Origin of the sequence: Sphingorhabdus sp., assembly GCF_050921905.1 — a bacterium.
GTDB lineage: Bacteria > Pseudomonadota > Alphaproteobacteria > Sphingomonadales > Sphingomonadaceae > Sphingorhabdus_B.
Genome location: NZ_CP050888.1, coordinates 209,440 through 229,719 on the forward strand (window position 1 = coordinate 209,440; position 20,280 = coordinate 229,719).

General features: G+C 56.9%; 23 protein-coding genes. 9 read left to right on the plus strand and 14 right to left on the minus strand.

Annotation, left to right across the window (positions count from 1 at the left end):
- Position 1: 1 nt before the first annotated feature.
- Positions 2-796 (plus strand): LysR family transcriptional regulator, encoded by a 795-nt coding sequence (locus tag HEQ18_RS01025; protein WP_432815171.1) that lies wholly within the window; start codon positions 2-4, stop codon positions 794-796.
- Positions 797-1,052: 256 nt separating this feature from the next.
- Here the strand turns inward: HEQ18_RS01025 and parE are convergent, their stop codons facing one another.
- Both parE and HEQ18_RS01035 read right to left on the minus strand, forming a co-directional pair.
- On the minus strand, positions 1,053-3,041 hold the full coding sequence (parE, locus tag HEQ18_RS01030) for a DNA topoisomerase IV subunit B (protein WP_432815172.1): 1,989 nt from the start codon (positions 3,039-3,041) through the stop codon (positions 1,053-1,055).
- Between the two features lie 87 nt (positions 3,042-3,128).
- The gene (locus HEQ18_RS01035; RefSeq protein WP_397604416.1) at positions 3,129-3,800 is read right to left on the minus strand and encodes a GcrA family cell cycle regulator; all 672 of its coding nucleotides are present in this window, start codon (positions 3,798-3,800) and stop codon (positions 3,129-3,131) included.
- Between the two features lie 91 nt (positions 3,801-3,891).
- Here HEQ18_RS01035 and HEQ18_RS01040 point away from each other — a divergent pair, with 91 nt between their 5' ends.
- The gene (locus HEQ18_RS01040; protein WP_432815173.1) at positions 3,892-4,749 is read left to right on the plus strand and encodes an ABC transporter permease; all 858 of its coding nucleotides are present in this window, start codon (positions 3,892-3,894) and stop codon (positions 4,747-4,749) included.
- Positions 4,750-4,768: 19 nt separating this feature from the next.
- Here HEQ18_RS01040 and HEQ18_RS01045 read toward each other — a convergent pair whose 3' ends face one another.
- On the minus strand, positions 4,769-5,191 hold the full coding sequence (locus HEQ18_RS01045) for a DUF2147 domain-containing protein (protein ID WP_432815174.1): 423 nt from the start codon (positions 5,189-5,191) through the stop codon (positions 4,769-4,771).
- A 94-nt stretch (positions 5,192-5,285) separates the two neighbouring features.
- Between HEQ18_RS01045 and maiA the strand changes: the two genes are divergently transcribed.
- Positions 5,286-5,918 (plus strand): maleylacetoacetate isomerase, encoded by a 633-nt coding sequence (maiA, locus tag HEQ18_RS01050; protein ID WP_397604418.1) that lies wholly within the window; start codon positions 5,286-5,288, stop codon positions 5,916-5,918.
- Positions 5,918-6,364, plus strand: coding sequence for a MarR family winged helix-turn-helix transcriptional regulator (locus HEQ18_RS01055; RefSeq protein WP_432815175.1), 447 nt, complete (start codon positions 5,918-5,920; stop codon positions 6,362-6,364). Before maiA ends, HEQ18_RS01055 begins: the two co-directional genes overlap by 1 nt.
- 13 nt (positions 6,365-6,377) lie before the next feature.
- On the opposite strand, the gene HEQ18_RS01060 is transcribed toward HEQ18_RS01055, so the two are convergent.
- Together HEQ18_RS01060 and HEQ18_RS01065 are read right to left on the minus strand one after the other, a co-directional pair.
- Positions 6,378-6,914 (minus strand): C13 family peptidase, encoded by a 537-nt coding sequence (locus HEQ18_RS01060; RefSeq protein WP_432815176.1) that lies wholly within the window; start codon positions 6,912-6,914, stop codon positions 6,378-6,380.
- Positions 6,915-6,941: 27 nt separating this feature from the next.
- Positions 6,942-7,325 carry a hypothetical protein gene (locus tag HEQ18_RS01065; protein ID WP_432815177.1) on the minus strand — a complete coding sequence of 128 codons (384 nt, stop codon included), beginning with the start codon at positions 7,323-7,325 and terminating at the stop codon, positions 6,942-6,944.
- A gap of 79 nt (positions 7,326-7,404) precedes the next feature.
- Between HEQ18_RS01065 and HEQ18_RS01070 the strand changes: the two genes are divergently transcribed.
- Positions 7,405-8,412 (plus strand): fumarylacetoacetate hydrolase family protein, encoded by a 1,008-nt coding sequence (locus tag HEQ18_RS01070; RefSeq protein ID WP_432815178.1) that lies wholly within the window; start codon positions 7,405-7,407, stop codon positions 8,410-8,412.
- A gap of 36 nt (positions 8,413-8,448) precedes the next feature.
- On the opposite strand, the gene HEQ18_RS01075 is transcribed toward HEQ18_RS01070, so the two are convergent.
- Genes HEQ18_RS01075 through HEQ18_RS01100 form a run of 6 tightly spaced genes read right to left on the minus strand, consistent with a single transcriptional unit; the run spans position 8,449 to position 13,325 of the window.
- Positions 8,449-9,447: a type II secretion system F family protein gene (locus HEQ18_RS01075; RefSeq protein ID WP_432815179.1), complete on the minus strand. Its 999-nt coding sequence runs from the start codon at positions 9,445-9,447 to the stop codon at positions 8,449-8,451.
- A 21-nt stretch (positions 9,448-9,468) separates the two neighbouring features.
- Positions 9,469-10,431, minus strand: a complete 963-nt coding sequence (locus tag HEQ18_RS01080; protein WP_432815180.1) for a type II secretion system F family protein — start codon at positions 10,429-10,431, stop codon at positions 9,469-9,471.
- A gap of 40 nt (positions 10,432-10,471) precedes the next feature.
- A complete protein-coding gene (locus HEQ18_RS01085; protein WP_432815181.1) occupies positions 10,472-11,185 on the minus strand; it encodes an AAA family ATPase in 714 nt (237 codons plus the stop codon).
- Positions 11,116-11,715 carry a pilus assembly protein N-terminal domain-containing protein gene (locus HEQ18_RS01090; protein ID WP_432815182.1) on the minus strand — a complete coding sequence of 200 codons (600 nt, stop codon included), beginning with the start codon at positions 11,713-11,715 and terminating at the stop codon, positions 11,116-11,118. Before HEQ18_RS01090 ends, HEQ18_RS01085 begins: the two co-directional genes overlap by 70 nt.
- Positions 11,716-11,719: 4 nt before the next feature.
- On the minus strand, positions 11,720-12,733 hold the full coding sequence (gene cpaB / locus HEQ18_RS01095; RefSeq protein WP_432815183.1) for a Flp pilus assembly protein CpaB: 1,014 nt from the start codon (positions 12,731-12,733) through the stop codon (positions 11,720-11,722).
- Between the two features lie 43 nt (positions 12,734-12,776).
- Entirely contained in the window at positions 12,777-13,325 is a 549-nt protein-coding gene (locus tag HEQ18_RS01100) for an A24 family peptidase (protein WP_432815184.1), read from the minus strand.
- Here HEQ18_RS01100 and HEQ18_RS01105 point away from each other — a divergent pair.
- Positions 13,324-14,247 (plus strand): alpha/beta fold hydrolase, encoded by a 924-nt coding sequence (locus HEQ18_RS01105; protein WP_432815185.1) that lies wholly within the window; start codon positions 13,324-13,326, stop codon positions 14,245-14,247. The two genes, HEQ18_RS01100 and HEQ18_RS01105, sit on opposite strands and share 2 nt — an antisense overlap.
- Complete coding sequence (locus HEQ18_RS01110; RefSeq protein ID WP_432815186.1) at positions 14,244-15,353, plus strand: NAD(P)/FAD-dependent oxidoreductase; 1,110 nt, start codon at positions 14,244-14,246, stop codon at positions 15,351-15,353. The genes HEQ18_RS01105 and HEQ18_RS01110 overlap by 4 nt, the downstream gene beginning before the upstream one ends.
- On the opposite strand, the gene rnhA is transcribed toward HEQ18_RS01110, so the two are convergent.
- The 3 genes from rnhA to ispH are packed head-to-tail and all read right to left on the minus strand — an operon-like array spanning position 15,350 to position 17,728.
- Positions 15,350-15,790, minus strand: a complete 441-nt coding sequence (gene rnhA / locus HEQ18_RS01115; RefSeq protein ID WP_397602785.1) for a ribonuclease HI — start codon at positions 15,788-15,790, stop codon at positions 15,350-15,352. The two genes, HEQ18_RS01110 and rnhA, sit on opposite strands and share 4 nt — an antisense overlap.
- Entirely contained in the window at positions 15,787-16,761 is a 975-nt protein-coding gene (gene thrB, locus HEQ18_RS01120) for a homoserine kinase (RefSeq protein WP_432815187.1), read from the minus strand. Before thrB ends, rnhA begins: the two co-directional genes overlap by 4 nt.
- 1 nt (position 16,762) lies before the next feature.
- Positions 16,763-17,728 carry a 4-hydroxy-3-methylbut-2-enyl diphosphate reductase gene (ispH, locus tag HEQ18_RS01125; RefSeq protein WP_432815188.1) on the minus strand — a complete coding sequence of 322 codons (966 nt, stop codon included), beginning with the start codon at positions 17,726-17,728 and terminating at the stop codon, positions 16,763-16,765.
- 136 nt (positions 17,729-17,864) lie between these two features.
- Here ispH and HEQ18_RS01130 point away from each other — a divergent pair, with 136 nt between their 5' ends.
- Both HEQ18_RS01130 and argS read left to right on the plus strand, forming a co-directional pair.
- A complete protein-coding gene (locus tag HEQ18_RS01130) occupies positions 17,865-18,515 on the plus strand; it encodes a hypothetical protein (protein ID WP_432815189.1) in 651 nt (216 codons plus the stop codon).
- A gap of 25 nt (positions 18,516-18,540) precedes the next feature.
- Positions 18,541-20,262, plus strand: coding sequence for an arginine--tRNA ligase (gene argS / locus HEQ18_RS01135; RefSeq protein ID WP_432815190.1), 1,722 nt, complete (start codon positions 18,541-18,543; stop codon positions 20,260-20,262).
- The last annotated feature ends 18 nt before the right edge of the window (positions 20,263-20,280 follow it).

Genomic DNA, 20,280 nt, shown 5'->3' on the forward strand with positions numbered 1-20,280 from the left:
CATGAAACGCACCCATCTCCCCCTAAACGGTCTGCGCGTGCTTGACGCTGCGGCGCGGCATTTGAGCTTTACGAAGGCTGCCGACGAACTCGCGGTCACACCTGCCGCTGTTGGTCAGCAAATCCGCGCGCTGGAGGATATGTTGGGCGTCGTGCTGTTCCGCCGCACGCCCAAGGGGCTTGAACTGACGGACGAAGCGGCAAACGGCCTTGATGCCCTGCGCGCCGGGTTCCTGCAATTCGAAGAATCGGTCCGTGCGATGCAGGCGGGGCAGTCGTCCAATACGCTGACCATTGCTGCGCCGCGTGATTTCACCGCCAAATGGCTCGCCGCACGGCTGGCGACCTTTAGCAAGGCCAACCCCGATACGCGCTTTAATTTGGTTGCAGCGGACGAGAATATTGACTTTACCGAGGCTAATCTTGACCTCGCGATCCGCCTGACCACTGGGCCGGGGGAACATGAAGGCATCTGCCTTGCGGCGGGCGCTTATGTCACCGTCGCCGCGCCACAGGGCGGGGCAGAAACCCCGATTAGCTGGCCCAATTGCCCGGTGGCAGAGGGCGTTGCCGCTTTGCGTTTGGCCGACGCCGGCCTCGCCATTGATGCCGCTGCGATTGGGCTAGGCAGGGCGATTGTTCCATTCCTGCTGGCCGAGGCGGATATTGCGAGCGGAAAAGTCCGTGCGGTCGATAATGCGAAAGAAAGCGATGAAGCCTATTGGCTGGTCGCACCCTTGCCGCAATGGCGGCAGAAAAAGGTAAGGGCGCTGGTAGAGGCGTTGTCGGCACCGTGAGGGCGTCATCCTTATGTTTTGAAGTGAGGGCGTCATCCTAATGTTATAAATCGTCGTCACCCTGAACTTGTTTCAGGGTCTATCGTGCGGCCACGGCGGACCTTGAAAGACGCAATGGATCCTGAAACAAGTTCAGGGTGACGATGGGGAGTGTTCAGGGTGACGATGGGGAGTGTTCAGGGTGACGATGGGGGATGTTCATGGTGACGAGGGGGAATGTTCAGGGTGATGCTCGTCGGAAGACACCCGCCTCCTATCACGCGTCGATCGTATCTTCATCCAACTGCGCGGCGTTTTCCTGAATGAAGTTAAACCGGTGCTCCGGATTTTTGCCCATCAGGCGGTCGACCAGGTCATTGACCACCGCGCGGCGTTCATATTCATGCGGCAAGGTGATGCGGATCAGCGAGCGGGTCGCCGGGTCCATTGTGGTTTCCTTCAACTGGTTCGGGTTCATTTCGCCCAAGCCCTTAAACCGGCCAACATCGACCTTCTTGCCCTTGAACACCGTCGCTTCCAATTCGGCGCGGTGGGCGTCATCGGCGGCGTAGACGCTTTGGCTGCCATGCGTCAGGCGATAGAGCGGCGGGCGGGCGAGGAACAGATGCCCGGCCTTCACGATCTCTGCCATTTCTTGGAAGAAAAATGTCATCAGCAAGGTCGCGATATGCGCGCCATCGACATCTGCATCGGTCATGATGATGATGCGTTCATAGCGCAGATTGTCGGGGTTGCAGTCCTTGCGCGTGCCACAGCCCAGCGCCAATTGCAGGTCGGCGATTTCATTGTTCGCGCGGATCTTGTCGGCGGTGGCCGATGCGACGTTGAGGATTTTACCTCGGATTGGCAAAATCGCCTGCGTCTTGCGGTCACGCGCTTGCTTTGCGCTGCCGCCCGCGCTGTCGCCTTCGACGATGAACAATTCGGTGCCGGTCGGGTCGTCCGACGCACAATCGGTCAGCTTGCCGGGTAAGCGCACCTTACGGCCTGAGGTCGCGGTCTTGCGCTTGACTTCACGCTCGGCCTTACGGCGCAAGCGGTCATCGACTTTTTCAAGGATGAAGCCCATCAATGCCTTGCCGCGTTCCATATTGTCGGCAAGATAATGGTCGAAATGGTCGCGCACCGCGTTTTCGACAAGGCGCGTGGCCTCAGGCGAGGTCAGGCGGTCCTTGGTCTGGCTTTGGAATTGCGGGTTTCGGATAAACACCGACAACATCAATTCGGCTTCGTTGAAAATGTCTTCTGCCGAAATCTGCGCGGCTTTTTTCTGGCCAATCAATTCGCCAAAGGCGCGCAGGCCCTTGGTCAGCGCGGCACGAACGCCTGCCTCGTGCGTGCCGCCATCGGGCGTGGGAATCGTGTTACAATACCAGCTATAGGAACCGTCCGAATATAACGGCCACGAAATGGCCCATTCGACGCGGCCTTGCGCGTCGGGAAAATCCTGCGTCCCGGCGAAAAATTCGGTCGTGGCGCAGGCACGGGTGCCAAGCTGCTCTCGCAAATGGTCGGACAGGCCGCCGGGGAATTGGAACACCGCTTCGGCGGGCACATCGTCGCTGGCCAGTTCGACATCGCAGCGCCAGCGGATTTCGACACCAGCAAATAAATAAGCCTTTGACCGCGCGAGACGGAACAGCCTTGCGGGTTTGAACTTTGCGTCTGCGCCAAAAATCTCGTGGTCGGGTGTAAAGGCAATCGTTGTTCCGCGCCGGTTCGGCGTTGGGCCCAATTCCTCCAGTTTGCCGAGCGGAAGGCCTTGCGAAAAGCGCTGGCGATAGAGCTGCTTGTTCCGCGCGACTTCGACTAAAGTGTCCGTTGACAGCGCATTGACGACCGACACACCCACGCCATGCAGGCCGCCGGAGGTCGCATAGGCCTTGTCGGTGAATTTACCGCCGGAGTGCAAGGTTGTGAGGATGACCTCAAGTGCGGACTTGTCGGGGAACTTCGGATGAGGATCGACTGGAATGCCACGGCCATTGTCGGTGATGGTCAGGCGGTTGCCGACACCCAGATGCACTTCGATCCGGCTGGCGTGGCCGGCAACAGCCTCATCCATTGAATTGTCGAGCACTTCGGACGCCAGATGGTGCAACGCGCGTTCGTCGATGCCGCCAATATACATGCCTGGGCGACGGCGAACAGGCTCAAGCCCCTCCAACACCTCAATCGCAGAAGCGGTATAATCATTGGATGCAGCGGTGGCGGCCGCACTGCCGCCGAACAGGTCATCGGTCATGTGCATGCTATAGGCACGGGAGAGTCACCCGCGCAAGCACGAGCACAAAGCTTTGAAAATCGCCTGTGGATATTTCGTTTCCGGCCCTTAACGAACCCGTGGTCCACCGAACGGCATGGGTGGAGGGGGGCGGCGCACACCGCGTGGAAGCTGCGCCTGATAGGCACGGCCGCAATGTTCGACGCAATAAGGAAAGCCCGGGTTTACCGGCACACCGCAGAAATGGAAATCCGCCTCACCCGGGTGGCCAAGTGGCCAGCGGCAAATACGCTCGTTCAAATCGAGCAAGGACGTTTTGTCCGCCATTTCGCGGCTTGGCTTTGCGGGCACAAGGCGGCGTGGCGGGGCAGGTGGGATCGGCGCTTGTTGATCGCCCGGACCCTGACGCATAAAGCCGCCGGGTCCAATCGATACGATACGCGGCATCGCCGACGCGCGCGGTGCGGGCGCATCTGCGATATCGTCATCTGCGCGCACGGGGGCAATGGGTTCAGCGGCCGGTGCGGAGGAACGTGGCCGCGCTGGCGCAGCGGCGGCAGGAGCCTTTGCTGGCGCCGGTGCTGCCTTTTTCGGCGCAGCTTTTTTGTCCGCGTCGTTCGACTTCACAGGGGAAGGGCGTGATTTCAGGCCCAACCGGTGCGCCTTGCCAATAACGGCATTGCGGCTGACGCCGCCCAGTTCGTCTGCAATCTGGCTTGCGGTCAGGCCTTTGTCCCAAAGCGCCTTTAACTGATCAATCCGCTGGTCGGTCCACGACATAAATGCATTTCCAATAACGAGTTCTATTTGCCACGCGAATGACGCGATTGCGTCTTGCGGTTATCGCTGCAAGCCGATAGTCGATTGCGCGATGACTATCCACCATAAAAGCAACACTGGCCAAGATAGGGAGGCCAACCCCCTTGTGCAACTGCCCGACGGCGAACGCCATATCCGCAATGTAAACTGGGTTGGCCTGCAAACCTTGTATATGAAAGAGGTCCGACGCTTTTTTAAGGTGCAGATGCAAACGGTGTGGGCGCCTGCCATCACGACCCTGCTCTATCTGATCATCTTCACTGTCGCCTTGGGCTCGGTCAAACCGACCGTGTTGGGCGTGTCGTTCGCCGACTTCATCGCGCCTGGCCTGATCATCATGGGCATGATGCAGAACGCTTTTGCAAACTCGAGCTTCTCGCTGTTGGTGGGCAAGATTCAGGGCACGATTGTTGATTATCTGATGCCGCCGCTTTCCAACGCGGAGGTTTTGGTCGCGCTCACGGCGGCTTCGGTGACGCGGGCGTTTCTGGTTGGCGCAACGATCTGGCTCGCCATGCTATTCTGGCCCGGCGTCCATGTCACGCCGGTTCATTTTTGGGCGGTTTTGTGGTTCGGGCTGATGGGGTCCATGATGCTCGCGCTCATCGGGGTCATGACGTCGATCTGGGCGGAAAAGTTCGATCACGCCGCTGCAGTCAGCAACTTCATTGTTGCGCCAGCCGCTTTGCTGTCTGGCACTTTCTATTCGGTTGATAAATTGTCACCTACTTTTCAGGCGATTAGCCACGCCAACCCGTTTTTCTACGCGATTTCGGGCTTCCGCTATGGCTTTATCGGGAGCGCGGATAGCCCGCTGGTGTTTGGCGCTTTGCTGTTATTGGGCCTCAATTCTGTGCTGGGGCTTATCTGCTATCTCTTGCTGCGCTCTGGATGGAAATTACGCGCATAATCTGCGCTGCCAAAGCGGCCTAACTTGCCGGCGTCCATGTCTGCTGCGCCGGACAAATGGGCCCGATACATCCTTTGACGACCAGATTGCCCGATGCGCCTTTATAGACAATCGAACGATAGGTTCTGCCCGATTTCGGATCGTAAATCTGGCCTTTCCATTCTTTGCCATTTGATTTGAATCCTGTCAGGACATTCATACCCAATATCGTTCGGTTGCGCAGCTTTTTGTCGGGGTTGTTCACATCCTTCGCGCCTGCACCTGCTGGCGGGGTGACTAGAAATTTGACCAGCTTCCCGCATAATGCCGCGCCACATTCGTACACTTCGACCACGCCGTCTTTGCTTTGCGTGACCCAGCGCCCGGAAATTGGCGCGGCGGCTTGCGCCGGAATAGCCGTGCATATTGCGGCTGCGATCATCCATGTTTTAGCGTAGTGCATATTTGGTCCTTTGCGTTGAAAAACAACATAAACGGGGAATAGGCAAGCCGCAATGCTTTTGCCTTTTACCAGTGTCATGCTAATTACCTAACGCATGAGTGAAATAATCCTGTTCGATTACTGGCGTTCGTCCGCAAGCTATCGTGTGCGCATCGTGCTGAACCTCAAAAATGTGCCGTATACGCGCGTGCCAATCAGCCTGCTGGACAATGCCCAAAGGGCGCCCGATTATGTGGCGCGCAATCCGCAGGGCTTTGTCCCGATGCTGTCCATCGACGGGCATGACCTGACGCAAAGCCTGGCGATTATTGACTATCTGGATGCACAATATCCCGATCCCGCGATGGTCTCTTCAAACCCGGCAGATCGGGCAAAAACATTGGCGCAGGCGCTGATTATCGCTGCTGACATACATCCCATCGATAATCTGCGCGTCCTGCGATATCTGAAGGACCAGATGGGCCAGTCGCAAGAGGCGGTGGACCAATATTACCGGCACTGGATAATCGAAGGCTTTACGGCGTTGGAGGCAATGGCCCCAGAAGATGGCTTGTTCGGCGGCGACCTGCCGAATTTGGCCGATGTCTGCCTTGTCCCGCAAATGGCGAATGCCCGCCGCTTGGCTACGCCGATGGATGCCTTTCCCAAGCTATTGCGGATGGATGCCGCGCTGACCGCATTGCCGGCTTTTGCTGCGGCGCATCCTGACCAAGTGAAGCCCGACTGATGCCTACAAAAAAACTGACGCTCGGTGCGTTTCTGCCTTATCAATTATCCATCACATCGAACGCGGTCAGTAACCTGATCGCGAGGGCATATCGTGGCAAATTTGCGCTAAAGGTGCCGGAATGGCGCGTAATGGCACTGTTGGGCGAAAGCGATGTGGCGACGCAGCGGATATTGGTTGCGGCAACCGCAATGGACAAGGTCACCGTTAACCGCGCATGCAAGGCGTTGGAGGAGCGCAGCCTGATCAGCCGTGTGCCGAACACGTCGGATGGTCGTTCACATCATCTGGCGCTCACCCCAGCCGGACGCGATTTGTATGAACAAATTGTGCCAGAGGCTTTGACGTTAGAGGCCGAGCTTGAGAAGATATTAGGCAGCGGCGAGGCGGAGTTGCTGGAGGCGATGTTGGCGCAATTGCGCGCGCGGGTCGTTGAGCTCGGCTAAGTTCGCAGCTATTTCAATCGGTCGATATCGCGGGACGTCCGACCTTCGCACTGGCGGTTGCGGGCATCTTATTCTCCAGCACGTCCAACCAGATCCGTGCATTCTCGCTTATGAAAACCTGCGGCCGCGATGGCCTCAATTCCAACGCGTCTTCCCATTGTGTAATGAGCCCGGTGGCTTCGGCAATAGCGGCGTCAAATTTCTGCGGTTTGCGCAAGGCGTGGTTCACCAATGCATCGCCAAAAAACGTCCAGTCATTACTCGGTGTGCAGCCAAATGAAGGGCGTTGCGATGATGCCGCAGTCACGATAACGGTCTGATCATTGGTCAGCAGCGGGATGAAAATTCCGGAATAGCAGGCGGATAGCATGACCATGCGGCGTTTGACGCCGATACCGTCGAGCAAGTCGGCCAGTCGTTGCGGCGCTATCATGCCCGCGGCATTTTCCCTGTCACGATAGGCAAGGCCCGACACAGGGTGCCCATGGCTGGTGGCGAACAGGATGAGGACATCCTCCTTCCTATCCATCTTGCCGGCAATGGCAGCCATGGCAGTGGCGAGGTTTGAAGGCGACCCTTACGGTGCGCCTGTGGCTTTATCATCTGCGCCAGCGGCCAAATACACCGTGCGACCAGCCGCCCCATAACGCCGCTCCAATATTTTGGCGGCTTCAGCCGACTCGCGCGCAAAGACCGCGTCGGAATCGAGGCCAATGGACAGCACATAGGCGTCAACGACACCCGGCCTTTGCGGTTGCAGCGCGGAGATAGCGCGCGCCATCCTCTCATGCTGCGCCAAATACCAGGTTGCTGACCGGTTCTGTTCCGCAAACCACCCGTTTTTTGCGGCTTCGACGGTGTTGAAATTCTGTTGCTGGCTAAAGGCAGAGCCGGTGACGAGCAGCGAAAGCGCCATCGCTCCTGCCTGAACCAACCGCAATTTGGCGTTTTTATATGCCATGTTGCTATGTCTAAACGCAGAGTTGTGGTTGCCGCAACTGCAATATCGTTGCATGAAGGACAAAAGCCGGAGAAAGATAATGAAACTTGCATCATTGAAGTCGGGCCGTGACGGACATCTGGTTGTCGTTTCGGACAATCTTGCTTGGTATGCCGACGCCGCGCACATCGTCCCGACATTGCAGGCCGCACTTGACGATTGGGAAGAGTTTGCGCCCAGATTGCAAGCGCTTGCGACCGATCTTGAACATGCCGTCATTCCGCGCGAACGTTTCCACGAACATGACGCCGCCGCACCTTTGCCGCGCGCCTATCAATGGGCGGACGGTTCGGCTTATGTCAATCATGTCGAATTGGTCCGCAAGGCGCGGGGCGCTGTCCTGCCCGATAGCTTCTGGCATGACCCGTTAATGTATCAGGGCGGTTCCGATGCATTCATGGGTGCCCGCGACGACATTCCCTTAGCCGACGAGGCGTGGGGATGTGATCTTGAGGCGGAAATTGTCGTCGTAACTGGCGATGTGCCGCAAGGAACATCGGCGCAGGACGCCTTGTCTTATGTCCGGCTGGTGGGCCTTGTGAACGATGTATCGTTACGCAACCTCATTCCCGCCGAGTTGGAAAAGGGCTTTGGCTTTGTCCAATCGAAACCCGCTAGCGCTTTATCGCCCGTGTTCGTCACGCCGGACAGCCTTGCGGACCATTGGCAGGGTGGAAAGCTGCACCGCACATTGCATGTTGACCTTAACGGCGCGCCATTTGGACGCGCGGTGGCTTCGGACGATTGTACTTTTGATTTTGGAACCTTGATCGCGCATCTCGCCAAGACGCGCAATATCGGGGCAGGGTCGATTATCGGTTCGGGCACAGTTTCCAACCGTGACGCCGATGGTGGCCCCGGCAAGCCCGTCGCCGCTGGCGGCCTTGGCTATAGCTGTTTGGCCGAAGTACGCATGGTCGAGAAAATCCAGACGGGCGACATGGTGACGCCATTCCTGAAGGACGGCGATGTTGTGCGGATTGAAGTGCTCGACAATGCCGGACACAGTATCTTTGGCGCTATCGAGCAGACCGTCCGTAAAAGTTGAAGGGGCGGCCAAAAGGCCACCCCTTCGTCATCTGCGTCATTGTTGTTTCGAGAAGGCGTCGCTGATCGAGCAGGCAGCAGGCCCAAGGATAACGATAAACAATGTCGGCAGAATGAAGAGGATAAGTGGGACGGTCATTATAGCTGGTAAACGTGCGGCCTTTTCCTCGGCGCGCATCATGCGTTCATTCCGGAATTCTGCGGATAACACCCGCAACGCCGAAGCCAGTGGGGTCCCGTATTTCTCGGTCTGGATCATGGTTGTGACCACGCCCCGGATCGAATCAAGATTGACGCGATAGGCCAAGTTTTCAAACGCCGCCCGGCGCTCCGTTAAAAACCCAAGCTCAATGGCGGTGAGGGCAAATTCGTCACCCAATTCGGGATAGCCGCGGCCTAATTCCTTTGCCACGCGGTTAAAAGCGGCGTCCACGGTCAAGCCAGCCTCGGCGCAGATCACCAACAAGTCGAGCGCATCGGGCAGGCCCTTACGAATGGCGAGGGTACGTTTCGTTACCAAGTTGGTAAGGTAGATGTCTGCCGCCTTATAACTCAGGATAGCGGCGGCAGAAAACGCACCGAATTTTTTGAACGCGCCCCAATCAGGAACGCCGTCCAAGACGTAAATGTAAATGCCTGCGCCGCCGCCAATAATGATGGGAAGCATCATGCGGCAAAAGATCACCGTCACGGCTAATTCCTTACGGCGAATACCCGCTTGCGCCAGCCGCTGCTGCACCGCCTTAACCTGATCGTCCTGAAGCACTTGCAGGTTGGACAGAAGCTGCCGCATCTTGTCCGTCGTTTCGGTCTTGCGGATAAGCTTCGCCCGCTTTTTGGACGTGGTTGCGGTAATCCCGGTCTTTAATTGCTCGCGCCGTTCATTCAGCGCCTTGACGCGTTTTACCATAGGGTCGCGCACGGTGACCGCAGAGTAAATTGCGATCAGCACCGCCATGCAAGCCACTGCGGAAAGCAAGGTGGCGACCCACAATATGTCGATGCCCATCAGTTGAGGTCCAGCCGCATTGGTCATGTTTCTTGTCCTGTTCCCAACTTAGATTTCGAAATTGACCATCTTGGCCATGATGAAGGCGCCAATGGACATCCATAATGCGCCGCCAAGGCCGGCGATCATCAGGCGCGGTTCAGAGAAAAAGCCAGCCAGATATTCCCGGTTCACCACCCAGACCATGCCGAAGACAAAGAATGGCAGCGATCCGACAATATAGGCTGACGCTTTGGATTCTGACGACATCGCCCGTATTTTTAGCTTCATCTGCGCACGTTTGCGCAAAACTTCGGCAAGGTTGGCCAAGGTTTCGGCAAGATTACCGCCGGTTTCACGCTGAATGGCAAGGGTGATGACGAAAAACTGGAACTCCGCTGTCCCCAAACGGTCGGCGGTTTCCTGAAGCGAATCTTCCATGCTTTTGCCGATTTTGATTTTTTCCGTGACCATTTTGAATTCTTCGCCGACTGGTCCGGGTACTTCGCGTGCCACAACGCCAATCGTCTCGCCAACCGGAAGACCTGATTTCAACCCACGTACCAACAATTCGATGGCGTCGGGGAAACTTGTTGTGAAATTCTTGATCCGCCGCGCCATGAAGGAGTTGACCACCATGTGCGGCAGACCCGCACCGATCAGCAGACCCGCAAACAGCGCCAAAAACAAAGGTGCACCGCGCAGCCAGAACACAGCCATCACCAGAAAAGCAAGGCTGCCCGACGCATATAGATATTGCTGCAACGTCCATTTTTTGCCGGTTTGCGCAAGCCGCAGGCGCAATTTTTTCAAGCGGCTGATTTGCTGGCCATCCAGAAATATCATCGGACGGCGCGCGGCCACAGCTTTACGCATTTGTAGTTCAACGCGGGTATCGGCACTGTCGGAATGCCGCATCTTAACCGCGCTCAACCGCCGCATTGTCGACTTGCTCGCATTTGGTCCCATAAACCCAATAGCCAGCAAAACGAAAATCAGGATTATCCCTGTGCCTATGATCAATGTCTGCATGTTGTTTGCTCTGTCATTATGCCCTTGGGCGGATGCCCGCTTACTTCTTTTTCAACATGTTTTTGAAACCGGCAAAAGCCGACTTTTTTGCTTTAACTTTGGTCGCAGCGGCATCGGTCTCAGCCGTTTCCGCGCTACTTCCGGCAATCATTTCAGCCAGCGCCGATATGCCTAATGACAACTTACTGCTGCGCACGGCCTCGACCACCGGTTTGCCAAGCTTTGCGGCTTGCGCCATGGCCTTCGGGTCGGCAGGCAGCATGAGATCAATCTTGCGTTCAATCGTACTTTCGAAATCCTTGCGCGTGATTTCAACGACCGCGCTTTGCACATTATTGGCTACGACCAGCACTTTGCAGTGGGGTGCATTCTGTTTCAGCCACGCCAGCACGCGGATGCTGTCCCGCGCGGACGCGAGCGTCAATTGGGTCGCGACGACGGCGATGTTCACGTCATGCATCAAATGCGGATAGGCAATCAACATGCTGCGTGGCAGGTCTATAACTGTGTTTTCGAACGCCCCTCGGAATTCTTCCTGTAACTGGAATAATGCCGATCCATCGGTTAGGACGGGGTTGTTCATTGGCGCTTCGGCGGACAATATCGAAAGCCGGTCATTGGCCTTAATCATTGCGCGTTCGATGAACAGGGCGTCGATCCGGCTTGGGTTGTCAATGGCATCGGTCAGGCCGCGGCCCGGCTCCAGATCCATCGCCAATGCCGCAGTGCCGAAATGGATGTCCAGATCAAGCAAACCCGTTTGGTGGCCTTGACCTTGCGAAAATGTCCATGCCAGCGATGCCGCAATCGTTGATGCGCCCGAACCACCTCGGGTGCCGATTCGGGCTGACCTACTGTGCCGGTCAGAAGCAAGACGCCGTTCATCGTGGTGACGACGATTTGCGATTCTGGCATGGCGATTGTCAGCATTTGCGCAATCGAGTCCATGTTGCTGCCGACGCGGACGGTTGCTTGAAAGATATTGCGGCCTGCCGCATCCGTGGCGAAGACGGTGGTTTCGCCAGGGCCTTTGCCCAAGATGTAGATTTGGTGCCCCGACTTGACTTCGACATCGGCGATGGCGGGGTCAGCAACCACGACGTCCGTGATGTTCGAACTCAGATTGACCTGTTGACCGCGTCCGATGGACAATATCATCAGCCTGCCGTCCTTTGCGGATTGCGCTGCGGCTGTTGCAGGTAATAGCATCAAGGCCGAAGTGCACGAAGCAGCGGTCATGGCGATAGCGGCAAAGGCCGACTGTATTCTGGTAAAACGTGCCATGTTGTTATCTCCGGCTAATGTCGACTTCGGTCATATTGCCGCCACGCGACACACGGACCACAGGACCCTTCATGATTTTCTCGACTTGCTTTTGCGTGCGCGCTGCTTCTGCGGCGACGGCAATGGGCATTTGCGCGGGCACGCTGCTGCGTTGGAAGCGTGAGACATCACCGCCGGTGGCATAGGTGCTGCGGCCTGCGGACGGGCGCTGGGCGACCTGCCGCATAATGGCTTGCTCATCCTCTGCGGTTGCGTCTTGGGGAATGCTAACCTCGCCGGACGCCATGGCCATCTCAAGCTCGGCCGCATTGTCCGTCAGTGCGCGCAAGGACAGGCTGATGGTACCGATGGATTGGGCAACGGTAATCTTTTCTGCGATGCGCGGTGTGGCTTCGATGGTAACCAATTTATATTCAGTCACAACCGTGTTACCCTTTTCATCCAGCGTTGGCGTTGCGCGTTGGTCGGTTGCAAGCACGCGTAAGTTGCGCACGATGGTTTCCGAAACCTTCAATGGAGGGCCGCTGCTGGCGTTCACATTCTGTGTCAGGACCAGGTCGACGCGGTCGCCGGGAAAGACAAATCCGGCAACGCCCGTCAGTGCCGATACAGGCACCGTAACAGCGCGCATGCCAGGACCAAGCGCCGCAGCAAGGAAGCCGCGATCACCCGGCTTTACCAGCGAACCTTGCGTGAGTGGCTGCCCTGCAGTCACGGCGTTGCGGACAACGGTGCCAACCAGACCATCAATCGATGCACCCTTGTCACCTTCTTTGAAATAAGCCGATTGAACCAGCTCCTTTGGCCATGGCTGGAAGCGAACGCTGTCTGCGGTGATCAGCGTGCCGGGAGGCAACGCTCGCGTTGCGACCAGAACCTTTGGCCCTGTTGATGCTGGCACTGGAGCTGCTGCAGCTTGCGGTGCCGAAGCGCCGGTGAACATGCTGCGCGCCATAAAGGCGGTGATTGCTGCAATGAGTAACGCAGCCACCAACAATACGACTCTTTTCCTATCCATGACAAACTGTCCCCTGAGTGGTCCCGTGAATGAAACTGTTACTTCATGTAAAATGGTTAAAAATCTGTTCACCAGCTATCCTCAACCCGGCGGTAGCGATGGCTAAGCCATAGGGGATGCGCGCATGGCCATCCTCTTGTTTTATGTTGTGAATGAGTAGAAAAATCAGAGTAACAAATGCCCCGATTATTGACGCATATAAAATTAACCGGATGACATCTATCCAGTGAAACCACAGCGCCAAGGCGGCAAAAAGCTTTACATCGCCGCCGCCCATTGCGCCGAAATGGAACGCAGCGGCGAAGATCGCGAAGGTGAGCGTGGCTGTGAAAATATGGATACCGGTTTCAGGCAGGCCGAAACCTCCGCTCGCGAACCAATACACAGGTGCGCCCAACGCAATGGCGAGCGTCACGCTGTTGTAAATCAGCCGGTATCGGATGTCGGTGTAGATCGACACCAACAGCGCAATTGCCAAGCCAATAAGGGTAAAGTAGATGATCGGTTCATTGGTCATCCGTCCGGGATTAACCATGAAAGATTGCCAAAAGGTAAGCATGCACGTGACAAACACAGCTATGAACCGACGCATGATCCCTGCTGACGCAGTGGAGAGCATTTGGCATGCCGCCGACCAATGGGCCATTCGCCGCATTGATTGGCAAGGCGCAAACCCGCCGCGCGGGTCGTTATTGTTCCTGCCGGGCCGCGGCGACCATTATGAAAAATATCTGGAGACGCTGGCATATTATGCCGATGCCGGCTGGCGCGTGACGGCAATCGACTGGCGCGGGCAGGGCGAATCCGGGCGGTTATTGGCTGACCCGCAAGTGGGTCATATCGATGATTTCGGCACTTGGATTTCTGATCTGCGGTTTTTTTGGAGCGCTTGGAAACAGGAAAATCCCGGCCCGGTTGTCGTCATGGCGCATAGCATGGGCGGGCATTTGGCCATGCGTGCTTTGGTGGAAAAGGCGATTGACCCTGACGCTGTCGTGCTGAGCGCGCCGATGTTGGGCATTCAAACCGGCGGTCTGCCGCTGGCCCTGAACCATGCTTTTGCCAAGTTGATGGTCAAAATCGGCAGGGGCGAGGATGCCGCATGGAAAGTCAGCGAGAAGCCCATGTCGCCCATGGCGATGCGTGGCAAAATGTTGACGCATGATGATGATCGTTACGAAGACGAAATCGCGTGGTGGAAATTGCGCCCCAATGTCAAATTGGGGCCGCCAAGCTGGCATTGGATCGAACGCGCAATTGCGTCGATCCGCATGTTGGAAGCGCCGGGTCTGTTGGAGGCGGTGAAGACACCCATCCTGCTGCTCGCGACCACCGGCGACCAATTGGTTAGCACCCCGCGCGTGATTGCCGACAGCAAACGCCTGCCACATGCCGAAACATTAATCTTCGGCACAGAGGCCGCGCATGAATTGTTGCGGGAGGCGGATCCCGTGCGTGACCAGTGCCTTGCGCGGATCGATAGCTTTTTGGAAGCCAACGCACCGCGAAAATGAGCGACTTTGACTTTGCCATTATCGGCGCTGGCATTGCTGGTGCAAGCCTTGCGGCGATATTGTCCGCGCGGGCATCGGTGGTGTTGATTGAGACAGAGGCGCATCCCGGCTATCATGCGACGGGCCGATCAGCCGCATTCTGGGTCGAATGCTATGGCGGCCCCAAGGTTCAGCCGCTTACCACGGCGTCAGGTCCGTTTTTGGCCGCGCCGCCCGCGGATTTTCATGACGGCCCATTAATGTACACGCGCGGCGCACTGCACATCGGTACATCGGATCAGACGGCGATGGCGGACCATATGCTCGCCGAATTTGCGGCCAGCGGCGTGCATATCGATGTCAGCGACCGCGCCGCAGTGGCAACTTATGTCCCCGGACTGCGCAGCGCATGGACGCATGGCCTTTGGGAACCAGATTGTTGCGATATTGATGTTGCTCATTTGCACGCCGCCTATTTGCGCCAAGCAAAAAGACAAGGCGCGGTGCTACACTGCAATAGCCGCCTGAACGCTGCAAAATACGAAAATGGGGTATGGCAGATTTCGGCTGGCAGTTTCAACTGTTCGGCAAATATCCTCATCAACGCGGCGGGCGCTTGGGCCGATGAAGTCGCGCAAATGGCGCAGGTGCGGCCCTTGGGAATCCAACCCTATCGCCGTACCATCGCACAATTGGTCGTGTCACCAGTTGTTCCGGCGGACTTGCCCTTGGTCATTGGGTTGGACGGCAGTTTCTATTTCAAACCCGATGCGGGCGGCCGCCTGTGGCTCAGCCCGCATGACGAAACCGCAACCCCGGCCTGCGACGCCGCGCCGGAGGAACTGGACGTCGCCACCGCCATTGACCGGCTTCAGGCCGTGGTCGATTGGGGCATTCAGCGCGTCGAACATAAATGGGCCGGGCTGCGCAGTTTCGCGCCGGACCGGTTGCCTGTCATTGGCCGCGATGGGGCGAACGATGCGTTTTTCTGGTTTGCAGGGCAGGGCGGCTTTGGCATCCAAACTGCACCTGCCGCAGCACAGCTTGCCGGGTCATTGTTGGATGCAGCTATCGCCGCGCCGCAGAATGTGAATGCCGCTATCTACTCGCCAGCGCGTTTTCTTTAGCGCTGCGCCGCAACCTCCGCCGCGTCACTCGCCAGCCGGTCGGCGCGTTCATTTTCGGGGTGGCCATTATGCCCTTTCACCCAAATCCATTCGACCTGATGACGGGCAACCGCTTCAATCAGGTCATGCCATAAATCTGCGTTGCGGACGGGCTGTTTTGATGCGTTTTTCCACCCATTGCGTTGCCAGCCGTGGATCCATTTGGTGATCCCGTCGAGGACATATTTGCTGTCCGTGTATAATTTGACATGGCACGGCTCGATCAGGATTTTGAGCGCTTCAATCGCGGCGGAAAGCTCCATCCGGTTATTGGTAGTATCGGGATTCCCGCCCGAAATTTCTTTCTCATGCTTGTCATAACGGATCACAGCGCCCCAACCGCCGGGCCCGGGATTGCCCTTGCAAGCGCCATCGGTGAAAATTTCAAGCTGTTTCAAGAGTAATGCCCCAACATGTTTTCAACCTGTGTGCTGTCGCTGTAGAAATCAAGTCGGCGCAGGAAAGCCAGCGGGTCTTTGCGCGTCACAAGCGCATTTGCCGACGTGTTGATCCAGTCATAGCAACGCGTTAACAAAAACCGCAGGCATGCCCCGCGCAGCAATATAGGCAAGGCTTGCCGCGTTGCTGCGTCCAAGGACACGCAACCGGTATAGCCTGAGAGCAAGCCGGCGCTCACCTCTGCATCAAAAACGGTGCCATCACCGGAAAAGCACCATGCGCTGTGCGTCACCGCCAAGTCATAAGCGCGGATTTCGGTGCAGGCGAAGTAGAAGTCGATCAAGCCACTGACATAGTCGCCAAGCATCAGGACATTGTCCGGAAACAGATCGGCATGGATCGCCGCGACGGGCAAATCGGTTGGCCAATGCGCCTCCAGATAATCGCACTCGGCAAACACCCGCGCTGACAGGCCGGGCGCAATCGCCTCAAGGCCCTCCGCCGTGCAACGCATCGCCAATGGCCGCCATGCCGAAATGCCAAGACTATTTGGCCGCGACAAAGTAAAATTGGCCAGCGCCTTATGCATATGCCCCAATGCCGCACCGGTCGAATGGGCTTGTGCTGCCGTCGGCTCGGTAATGGATACGCCATCGAGAAACTCTATAAGGCAAGCCGGCCGTCCCGCGACCGTTTGCAGCCATTGGCCATCACGATCCGTGATAAACTGTGGCACCTTACAACCTGCATCATGCAAATGTTTGAGCAAGGCATAGAAAAACGGCAGATCGTCGGGGTTTACGCGGTTTTCATACAGGGTCAGGATGAAGCGGCTTTGCGTTGTTTGCACGAAGAAATTGCTGTTTTCGACGCCCTCCGCAATGCCCTTCAACGCGACAAGCGCGCCGACGTCATAATGCGCCAGCAATGCATCAACCTGCTGCGGCCCTAACTGCGTATAAACCGCCAAATCAGCTCGCCGCGCCAGCCAGTTCGCGGGGCAGTTTGAACGTGATGGTCTCTTCGGCGGTGGTGACTTGCTGCTCATCCAAGTCGAAATGCAGCGCGAGTGCGTCGATAATCTCGCGCACCAACACTTCAGGGGCAGACGCACCTGCGGTCAAGCCGAGCGTCTTAACGTCATCAAACCAGTTCAGGCTAATTTCTTCGGCACGCTGCACCAAATAGGCCTTCGCGCCGGAACGCGCGGCAACCTCAACCAAACGCTGCGAGTTTGAGCTATTCGGCGCGCCGATAACGAGGACAAGGTCACATTCATGCGCAATTGCCTTCACCGATTCTTGGCGGTTGGACGTGGCGTAACAAATATCCTCCCCCTTTGGCCCGACAATATTGGGGAAGCGTTGTTGAAGAATTCCCACGATTTCCGATGTATCATCGACTGACAATGTCGTCTGCGTCAAAAACGCGAGATTATGGGGCTGCTCAGGTGCAATCAACCGTGCGTCGTCGGCTGTTTCCACTAGTGTCATCGCACCGGGGGGCACTTGGCCAAAGGTGCCGATGACTTCCGGATGTCCCGAATGGCCCACGAAGATGATATGACGGCCTGCCTCAACCTGCCGTTCGGCTTGCTTGTGGACCTTTGATACCAATGGGCATGTCGCGTCAAAATAGGCAAGGCCACGTGCTTGTGCATTTGCAGGAACAGATTTGGGCACGCCATGGGCGGAAAACACCACATGGCCGCCGTCGGGAACTTCGTCGAGTTCTTCTACAAAAATTGCACCTTTGACCTTTAAGCTGTCAACGACATAGCGGTTGTGGACGATTTCGTGGCGGACATAGACCGGCGCGCCATGTTGTTCGAGCGCGAGCTCGACAATCTGGATAGCGCGGTCAACGCCAGCGCAAAAACCACGTGGCGCGGCCAAAAGCAGCCGGATCGATTTTTTCGGGAGTGATTGTTCAGTCATGCGCAATGTCCTTTAGATAAAGTCGCTGCATCCGCCAAGACCTTTCCCCTGTTGCGCGGGCCGCAATGGGGGGATAAGGACCAAAGCACGTTTCGCACCCGCGACCCAAGTCTAAGAAACCCGAGGATTGCCCTTTATGAACTTCGCCGCCAAAGCCCTGACCATCTTTATTGTCGCAGCTACTTTGGCCGGTTGCTCACGCGACGGCGAGCTGGATGTCGCTGCTGGTGTTGGCGTGAACGTCACGCGGTCCGGCTGCCCTACGGTTGCGGTGCCCGATGGCACGGGTGACATCACCATTTTCAACCCAATAAACAGCACGGACGCCGATGCCATCGACGTGGTTGCGACAATCACCAATATTCGCCCCGTTTGCGACGAAAGCGGCGAGAAGATATTTTCGCAGGCGACATTTGATGTGCAAGCGCGGCGCAGCGACGTGCGCGGCAGCCGAACCTTAACTATGCCTTATTTCAACACGGTGGTTCAAGGCGGTAGCGCCGTTATTGCAAAGCGTGTCGGCCAAGTGACACTACAATTCGCCGATGGCCAGCAACGCGCATCGGCGCAGGCGCAAGCCGCTGGCTATATCGACAAGAACGCGGCCAGCTTGCCCGCCGAAATTGTGCAGAAAATCACCAAGAAGCGCAAGCCGGGTGATCCCGACGCGGCGCTTGACCCCATGGCCGATCCTGAAGTGCGCGCAGCGGTTGTCCGATCAAGCTTTGAAATGCTCATCGGTTTTCAGCTTACCGAAGATCAGCTGCGTTACAATGTCACGCGTTGATCCGCGTTAATTTCAAGGCACAGTCATGACCCTTTTTGAACAATATGCTGCGCATGTCGATCATGCGTTGGACGCGCTTGTGGCGCTTGGAACCTTGCCGACGGATTTGGACCGCAGCAATGTAACGGTCGAGCCGCCGCGCGATGCGACGCATGGCGATATCTCCACCAATGCTGCGATGGTGCTGGCGAAGCCCGCCGGAACCAACCCACGCGCCTTAGCAGAGGCTTTGTCGGTTGAACTGGCCAAGGTCGCTGGCGTTTTGGCGGTTGAAATTGCTGGGCCGGGGTTCCTCAACCTGCGACTTGACGCGTCGGCATGGCTTGATGAATTGCGCGCTATGGCGGCATCGGGCGACGATTATGGTCGCTCGCATATGGGCGATGGCAAGTCAGTGAATATCGAATATGTCTCCGCCAACCCGACTGGGCCCATGCATATGGGCCATTGTCGTGGCGCTGTGGTCGGGGATGCTTTGGCCAAATTGCTTGAATTTGCTGGTTACCGCGTCATCCGCGAATACTATATCAACGACGCGGGCGGCCAAGTCGATGTCCTCGCGCGGTCAGCGCACCTGCGCTATCGCGAGGCATTGGGTGAGACCATAGAAATCGCAGAAGGGCTATATCCCGGCGATTATCTGGTTCCCGTTGGCCAGCAGCTTGCGAAGCGTTTTGGTGACCAATATGTTGCCGCGCCTGAAAGCGAATGGCTTGCTTTATTCCGCAAGGGCGCCGTTGCCGAAATGATGGAGATGATAAAGGCCGACTTGGCCTTGCTTGGCATCCACCATGACCTGTTTTCGTCCGAGGCCGCGCTGCATGAAGCTGGCAAAGCCGATGTCGCGGAAAAGGAGTTGCGCGCGCGCGGGCTCGTCTATGACGGCGAGCTGGAGAAGCCAAAAGGTAAGGAAATTGAAGATTGGGAGCCTGTGACGCTTCCCTTGTTCCGCTCAACACAATTTGGCGATGACCAAGACCGGCCCATCAAGAAATCCAACGGCAGATGGACCTATTTCGGCGCTGATTTAGCGTATCATTTCCAGAAAAGCCAAGGCGTCGATGCGATGATCGACATTTGGGGCGCGGACCATGCGGGCACGGTCAAACGGATCAAGGCGGCGGTCAATGCGCTTACCGATGGCAAGGTCGATTTCGATGTCAAGCTGGTGCAGATGGTGCGCCTGCTGCGCGGCGGCGAACTTGTTAAAATGTCCAAAAGGTCGGGCAGCTTTGTAACCTTGGCTGAGGTGATTGAAGAAGTTGGCAAGGACGTCGTCCGCTTCACGATGCTGACACGCAAGTCCGATGCGCAAATGGATTTCGATTTCGCCAAGGTGGTGGAAGCGTCGAAGGACAATCCGGTATTCTACGTGCAATATGCCCATGCGCGCATATCATCGACCATGCGCAAGGCCGAACTCGAAGGACTTGGCCCCGATGGCGCGCATATCGCGTTGCTGGGCGATGCGGAGATCGGCCTCATCCGCGAAGCCGCAAATTTCCCGCGTATTGTGGAAGCCGCCGCAAAATCAGGCGAGCCGCACAGAATTGCTTTTTATCTGAATGATTTGGCGGCTGCATTCCATGCCTATTGGAATTTAGGTAATGACCAGCCGGACAAGCGCTTTATATTGGTGCAAAATCCGGAAGTTACAGGCGCAAGGCTTTTCATGGCGCATAATATCGGGCAAGTTCTGCGTAATGGATTGCGGCTGATGGGGGTTGAAGCCGCGAACAACATGTAATGATTGGGGACGTGACGT